The sequence below is a fragment of the uncultured Idiomarina sp. genome (genome assembly GCF_964010655.1).
Classification (GTDB): domain Bacteria; phylum Pseudomonadota; class Gammaproteobacteria; order Enterobacterales; family Alteromonadaceae; genus Idiomarina; species Idiomarina baltica.
Map to the genome: position 1 here is coordinate 1 of NZ_CAXGLS010000068.1, position 6,918 is coordinate 6,918.

The 6,918-nt window shown below is 47.2% G+C and carries 9 protein-coding genes; 5 read left to right on the plus strand and 4 right to left on the minus strand.

Annotated features, from left to right (window positions below):
* The 3 genes from ABNS04_RS11800 to ABNS04_RS11810 all read right to left on the minus strand — a co-directional run.
* On the minus strand, nucleotides 1–787 hold a 787-nt coding region (locus ABNS04_RS11800), incomplete at its 3' end, for an EAL domain-containing protein (RefSeq protein WP_348671546.1).
* Nucleotides 788–875: 88 nt separating this feature from the next.
* Nucleotides 876–1,691: a DUF547 domain-containing protein gene (locus ABNS04_RS11805; RefSeq protein ID WP_348671547.1), complete on the minus strand. Its 816-nt coding sequence runs from the start codon at nucleotides 1,689–1,691 to the stop codon at nucleotides 876–878.
* A gap of 64 nt (nucleotides 1,692–1,755) precedes the next feature.
* Nucleotides 1,756–2,280: an XRE family transcriptional regulator gene (locus ABNS04_RS11810; RefSeq protein WP_272977260.1), complete on the minus strand. Its 525-nt coding sequence runs from the start codon at nucleotides 2,278–2,280 to the stop codon at nucleotides 1,756–1,758.
* A 67-nt stretch (nucleotides 2,281–2,347) separates the two neighbouring features.
* On the opposite strand from ABNS04_RS11810, the gene ABNS04_RS11815 reads away from it, so the two are divergent.
* The 5 genes from ABNS04_RS11815 to ABNS04_RS11835 all read left to right on the plus strand — a co-directional run bounded on the left by ABNS04_RS11815 (nucleotide 2,348) and on the right by ABNS04_RS11835 (nucleotide 6,426).
* Nucleotides 2,348–3,544, plus strand: coding sequence for a benzoate/H(+) symporter BenE family transporter (locus ABNS04_RS11815; protein WP_272977259.1), 1,197 nt, complete (start codon nucleotides 2,348–2,350; stop codon nucleotides 3,542–3,544).
* A gap of 74 nt (nucleotides 3,545–3,618) precedes the next feature.
* Nucleotides 3,619–4,695 (plus strand): MBL fold metallo-hydrolase, encoded by a 1,077-nt coding sequence (locus tag ABNS04_RS11820; protein WP_272977258.1) that lies wholly within the window; start codon nucleotides 3,619–3,621, stop codon nucleotides 4,693–4,695.
* 110 nt (nucleotides 4,696–4,805) lie between these two features.
* The gene (locus ABNS04_RS11825) at nucleotides 4,806–5,201 is read left to right on the plus strand and encodes a hypothetical protein (RefSeq protein ID WP_272977257.1); all 396 of its coding nucleotides are present in this window, start codon (nucleotides 4,806–4,808) and stop codon (nucleotides 5,199–5,201) included.
* A gap of 3 nt (nucleotides 5,202–5,204) precedes the next feature.
* Nucleotides 5,205–5,546 carry a helix-turn-helix transcriptional regulator gene (locus ABNS04_RS11830; protein WP_272977256.1) on the plus strand — a complete coding sequence of 114 codons (342 nt, stop codon included), beginning with the start codon at nucleotides 5,205–5,207 and terminating at the stop codon, nucleotides 5,544–5,546.
* A 31-nt stretch (nucleotides 5,547–5,577) separates the two neighbouring features.
* Nucleotides 5,578–6,426, plus strand: a complete 849-nt coding sequence (locus ABNS04_RS11835; protein WP_272977255.1) for a TraB/GumN family protein — start codon at nucleotides 5,578–5,580, stop codon at nucleotides 6,424–6,426.
* Between the two features lie 4 nt (nucleotides 6,427–6,430).
* Here ABNS04_RS11835 and ABNS04_RS11840 read toward each other — a convergent pair.
* Nucleotides 6,431–6,918, minus strand: a 488-nt coding sequence (locus tag ABNS04_RS11840; protein ID WP_348671550.1) for a hypothetical protein, incomplete at its 5' end; no start/stop codon positions are given.

Sequence of the window (6,918 nt, forward strand, 5' to 3'; positions counted from 1 at the left end):
CGCTTGAACGGGTTGAGTAAAGCTCGGTCTCCGTCAACTCAAACATAAGCCGAGGGTGAGCTATGGGGGAATCGTTCAAAAAAGTTTTAAATTGGTCAGAAAAGCTTTCTTCGCTTAGCTCTTTAGCTGATAAATTAATTGCTAGGTTGGCGTGAGGGTAGCGCTCAAATAACAAGTGATGCGTCTCTAAAGAGTTTTTGAGCGTCGACTGAGTTAAGTATGACCAGAGGCTCCGCTCATGGATTACATCAAACACTTCGTTTAACGGGACTGATTTACCCTCGTGATACAACCTTGCCAACGCTTCAAATGCGACCAGTTCAAGCGAATCACTTTGAAATTGCGCCTGATAATGAACCGTCATTTTTCCCGCAACAACAAGTTCATGTATCAACTCTTTATCGTAGAGTGATTCTTGGGGTACTGAGCGAGAGCGGGAGTCGGTACTGTGCTGACATACCCACTCAAGTGCTTGTTCGGTGCTTTCGCGCCCGTTGACGATGTACGCGTCAAGACCATAAGAGGTCAACACTTTGTGCATGAGTGTGTCTTGGCGTTTGTCGAGTGCTTCTGACAACACATAAACCAACCCCTCAAAATCTTGCTGTTTTAGGTGCTCACAGATATCTAGTAGGAGTGTCATGGAGCTTTTTAATTCAAGCACGAGACACGCTTGTGGTTGATGCACCACTGAGTCTAGCTGGAGTGGTTTAACGTCTAAGTTGAGGGCTTTTTTACATAATTGCTCGAACCGAGCTGTCTCGGAATCTGAGAAGATAAAATACATTGTTTAAGCCTAAACTGTAATAATCGTTCTAAAAAAGTTGTTGTACCATAGACTACACCTTTTTAACAAGTTATGACGTTATTTGACGTCATTTTTTGTTCAGCGACCAATTATAATCTGTATATCGTATAGGAAGTGTAGATGATTTCAGCGACTTTTGTCGCGTAACGGAGTCTGTGAGATAGCTCGCATAATCGTTCAGATAGCGTTGGACATCATTGAAGTCGTCCCCGTACCATTTGAAGATTTTAGATAGATAGATCCCCGCTTCATCAACACCATTTTTATCGCGATCACTTAAAAACAATCGGGTTTGATTTTCGAGTTGCTCGTCTAATTGATTCGCCTGATAGGCCTCACTGCGTAACTTGGGACAACTGACTGCCGCGCAGACGAGCGCAAAATGAATGCGTGGCTCATTGAAATCGACGCGGATTTTTTCATGTTCAAGCCAGTCCAAAGTGCGCTGTTTGCCGAGCAACTTAAAAAATGACTGCTCCCATGGGCTTTTAAAAAAGCTACCCAAATCACGGATTGACTGGGCTTCACCGCTATTAAATGCATCGATATTCTGGATAATTAACTGGATAGTGAAGGCATTGTACGCATTGATTAAAAACGCCAATTGCTGATCGGGGGTCCAAGACGTGTACTGTTGTGGGGTGACTGCCGACAGCTCTGCTAAATATTCCTTTAGGGGACCACGTTGCTTAGCAATGGCTTGGTAATCAACCGCTGATTTATGCTGATTATCGAATACGACGACGTGGCGCTTTAACACTTGATTGAACAGCGCATGGCTATGGTCAAAGGTTGATGAGATAGCCTGGGCGCTATATGAAAGTGCGAAGATCAACGAGCAAAGGATACAACGCAGGTAACACGCGAGAGGTTGCCTTGACATAATTTCAACAAAAGTAGAAAGCCATAGTTAGCTTTACGCTTAAAAAGGCGGAAAGTTCATCATGTTAAACATAACTTATCACCGCCACAAACTCAGTTTTACCTGAGTACCGATTGATGTAACTGTGCGGCTGGGCGGCGTCAAAGCGATACGCGTCACCGGCTTTGATGGTTGCCTGTGTTTCACCTACCACAACATCGAGTACACCTGACTGTACATACAACATTTCGAAGGTGCCGCGGCGGTGGGCGTCGGAGTGGCTCTGTGCCCCTTCAGCCATGCACAATTTGTACACCTCTTGCTGGGTCTGAGGATCAAATGCCAGCAGACGCTCGACTTGAATACGCTCATGCGCAAAATCAAATGTCATGGGCTGCTGCTCATCGTTGAGTAACCATGACAGAGATACATTGAAACCAGTAGCCAACTTCCAAAGCGTCGCGAGTGTGGGCGAGGATTCTTGCCGCTCGATTTGTCCGAGCATGGCCTTGCTGACACCGGTGTGTTCGGCGCAGGCTGTTAAGCTCCAACCCTTATCTTTGCGCAGTTTTTTTAATCGGCGCGCCACAGTGTGATGATTATTTTGCATGATTTATCAAATGTTTATGGTTTAGTGTTTGTGCGTTATAACGCACGCTGTTATCTTATGATTAACTTTGTACGTTATAACGCACTATGGGGCATTAAGAAACACCATGATTCGTTTACTGAGCCAAGTATCAGCAGGCGCGACGGCTGTCTTTGTCGGTTATAGCAGTGCTGTTGTACTGATACTCGAAGCAGCATCGCAACTGGACTCATCGCCCGCACTGCAAAGTGCCTGGTTGCTAGCCGTTGGGCTGGCGATGGGCATTTCAACGATCGCATTATCATTATATTACAAAGCCCCCGTACTGACGGCTTGGTCAACACCGGGCATTGCGTTGCTGATTGGCTCACTCAGTGGTTTAACGGTGGCTGAGGCGGTCGGGGTTTTTGTTTTTTCCTCTAGTTTGATTGTTGTGTTTGGAGTTAGTGGTCTTGCTGACCGGATGATGAAATGGGTGCCTAGTCATGTTGCGGCGGCTATTTTGGCAGGCATACTACTTAAGTTTGTGAGTGCAATTCTGCCGGCGCTTATTTCGTTTCCCATTATCGCGGGTGGTCTCATCATCATTTACTTTATCTGCCGTGCGTATACACCGCGATGGGTCTTTTTGTGGTTACTGCTGGCGGCTATCACATTACCGTTTTTTACGGGCAAGCTTAATGAGCAATCGCTAATGGTGGAAGCACCGCAGTGGATTTGGGTGTGGCCCGACTTCAGCTGGCCTGCGCTCATTGGCGTTGGCATTCCGTTATTTGTCGTCACGATGGTTTCACAAAACGTTCCCGGCGTGATGATGCTGCGTGCCAATGGTTACGCACCGCCGACATCGCCACTTATCACAACCACCGGTTTAGCGGGGTTGCTACTGGCGCCGCTGGGCGCTTTTGCGATAAACCTCGCGGCAATTACCGCGGCGATTTGCCAAACAGAGGATGCAGACCCCGATCCGGCGCAGCGCTATAAAGCGGCAGTGGCTGCCGGAGGATTTTATATTCTGATGGGGCTTGCAGGATCACTTATCGTGAGCCTATTCATGATGATGCCGCAAGCGGCAACGGCCACGCTGGCTGGCTTAGCATTATTGCCGGTGATTACGCAGAATCTGCAACGCGCCTTTAGCAGTACATCAGGTGCTTATGCGGCGGCAATCGCGTTCATTGTTACTGTGGCTGATGTGTCATTTTTTAGTATCAGTAGTGCGTTTTGGGGTTTGCTAGTGGGCTGTGTCGTGGCCTTTCTATCTGAACGTACACATCGTATTTAGTTACATTTTAACAATGACTCAACATTATGTGATGTGCGATGATACAACGCATAATAATCATCAGATAATCAGCTATGAGCCGCGTTTTATTTGTTTTTTCTTTTATTGTTTTATTCGTTACCGGGTGTACCTCGAATACTATTCAAGTGATTAATTCGGAACAACAAATAGAGCATCCGAATGACCATCGTTTTGAAAACCTAGATCCCGGTGAAAAACAGTATCCTGCTACGTGTGAAACGGACTGCTACCGTGAGCGTGCCGATATTCAATGCACTGATGAAGCCTGCCGTTACACGGGACCTTATTTACAATCTTCATATGATGAAGCCTTCAAGGTAACGTGGTTCGGGCATGCGCTTTTTCAAATTGAAACACCGAGTGATGCGACGATAATCACCGATCCAGTTTTTGATGAATTTGATTGGCCCATTAATTGGTTGCACGCTTGGTTTAATGGTCAGTACCGTTCTCATCTGCCGAATTTATCGGTTGAACAGGTAAGTCAAGCCGACGCTGTTTTATACTCCCACCTGCATTATGATCATTTTAATAAATCGGATGTCGAGTCCATAGGTGACCATCCTAGCTATCGTGTGCCATTGCGTATGGGGGAAAAATTCCCTGCAATAGGGGCACACATTACCGAAATGGGTTGGTTTTCTGAGGACACATTGAGTAATCAAACGCGGGGTACGACTATTACCGCGTTACCCGCTCATCATTTTAGTAGTCGTACCTACGTTCCATTTATATATGAAGATAATGAGCGCGTTTCATGGAATGGTTGGTTGATCGAGAGTCAAGGTAAAACATTATTTTATGCGGGTGACACCGGCTATTCTGAGCACTTTCGTGATATCCACGAGCGCTATGGTGCAATCGACGTTTGCTTACTCCCGATTGCTTCCTATTATTCGCCGACCAGCCCTAAGTGGTATCGCTATGTGCATATGACGCCTGAGGATGCCATTACTGCTGCCAATGAACTCGAGTGCCAAGTTATGATTCCGTGGGGCTATGGTAATGCCAGTTGGGGAATGGGCGATGTGTCTTCTCATTCAGCGCTAACACGCTTCTTGAATATGCTTGAAGTGATGCCGCTCAAAGCCAAAGTCATCGTGCTTGATGAGCATGTGTCAGCAAGGTGACAGTGGCCTGTCGTATGCCTGACATATGACTGCCACGCGCCTGGCGTAGGCACTTCTGCATTCGACTGCTAGTGTTCTTCCTGCAATAAGGCGATTAAAGGATATTTCACATGAAAGGGTCATTACTAAAAAAATTACACTTAAATTTTGAATTTAAGTTTGAGTACGAAGGGCATGTTATTGAAGCACGTGCCAGTGGGATTTCAGCGAAAGAAGAAGTATTTGTTGATGGCGAGTGCGTAAGTAGTCGACGCAATTTTGGCTTATCAAGCACTCACGAATTTTTGATTGAGGACGAGACATTTAAAGTACATTTTGATGTAGGTGGCTTTTTATTATCAACCATTCGTTGCGACTTATTGTTGGGTGACGATGTGGTTCGAACCGAGTCGCAATCGTCGTTAAAGGGCCAAAAAGGCTCATGGAAACTGATTTTATCGTTCTTTGTGATTGGTTTGGCGGCTGGCTTTTTGAGCGCAAAGCTGGCGCTTTGGTTGCTGGGGTAGGTTATGCGTATCAATCAAGACAAAGTAATCGCCTGTCGCTCACAATGGGACTGGACGCAACAACAACTCGCCGACGCATGTGGTGTCAGCTTGCGTACAATCCAGCGGGTCGAGCGCGACGGTATTGGCTCAAAAGACACCGTGCAGGCACTGTGTGCGGTATGCCAACTCGCACGCGAGGAGTTGGTCGAGGATGCCGACAACAGTGTGCGGAGTGAACCTTCCACCGAACAAACCAATCATACACAGCGACCAACCTGGCTCGATGCGCTGCCACTCTTGGTGACTTTGGTGGTGGGAATGTTTATTGGTGTGGCATTAATCTTATTCATTACCCAACGCTGATCGCAAAGAATAAAAATAAAGGATACATATCATGAAATTAAAAATCGTCATCGTTACGTTATTAGCATTGCTCTGGAGTACGCTCAGCTCGGCGGAGGTCTTTTATAAGGCCGTGCAGGGCGACAAGACACTTTGGATCATGGGTACGGTGCATGCCGCGAAGGGAGACGGTTTTGCACTTTCTGACCAGGCACAAGATGCACTGGCTCAAAGTGAAGTGATCTGGATGGAAATAGCACCAGAAAAATTAAAGAATGCACAAGCGGCGTTTATGGCTCATGCGATGCGCTCACAAGGCACGCTAGAAGAGAACGTTGATAGTGAAACTTGGCAGGCGTTTACACAGGTCGCTCAACAATATGGCATCCCAGAGCAAAACCTCAACCCACTCAATGCCTGGTTCGCACAAATTGTGTTAGTTGCTACTGCAGTTAACCACGCAGGCTATGCGCAAGAGGCGGGCGTCGAAAGTAAAATTGAGCAATTTGCAGATGCCAACAGCGTGCCTATTAAAAGTTTGGAAACAGTTGAGCGTCAGATCAATGCGTTGGTGCAGGCGCAAAGTGATGTAGGTGAGCAAGAGATTATTGAGCAAACGTTGACTGAAATTGACCAGGTTAATGAGGTTCTAGATGGCATTATCGCTAGTTGGCAGCAGGGCGACTTAACCGCACTCGGCAAGCTATTAAACGACTCAATGCCTCCGCAAATGGCTGAAGAACTGCTCTATAAACGTAACCGCGAATGGATCGCTAAACTCGCCACAGATAACCAAAGCGATAGCGCGTTTATCGCGGTCGGTGCGGGTCATCTAGTGGGTGATGAGGGCGTACTGACGCTGCTTGAGGAAACCGGATACCGTGTCAGTGAGGTGGACTAAACGCTTAAAAACTGGCGAGCCAGCGTCGGCGGGCTCGCCTGAGGTTGTTTGCGTGGCTGTAGCCAAGTTTAGCGGCGAGTTCCGCTTGCGTGTGCGGTTTAGCCTCTGAGTGGTAGAGGAAATATTTCAGCCGCGCATAGTCTGCCAGTCGTTTAAAGTTCATGCCTTGTGAGGCGAGTAGTCGCTTACACGTCGAAGCACTCATGTTGAGGGCGCTGGACAGTTCCTCCAGTGATGATTCATCCCCCTGCTTTGCTTTCTTTAACATCCAGGAGAGCGCTTCAGTTAGGGGGGCCTGGGTGTTTAGGGTTTCATGTTGCAGTTCGGCAAATGATCGCGCCTGTTGAAAGTTATTGGCAGAGGCTGTTGGATTATTTGTCGGTAAGTGATGCATGGGCAACGAAAGACATGGAATAGGGCGCGAGTCGATAGTGCCTATCCACGTTTGCCAGCTGACGGGGAGGCTATCGGGATTATGTACGCCGATTCGCC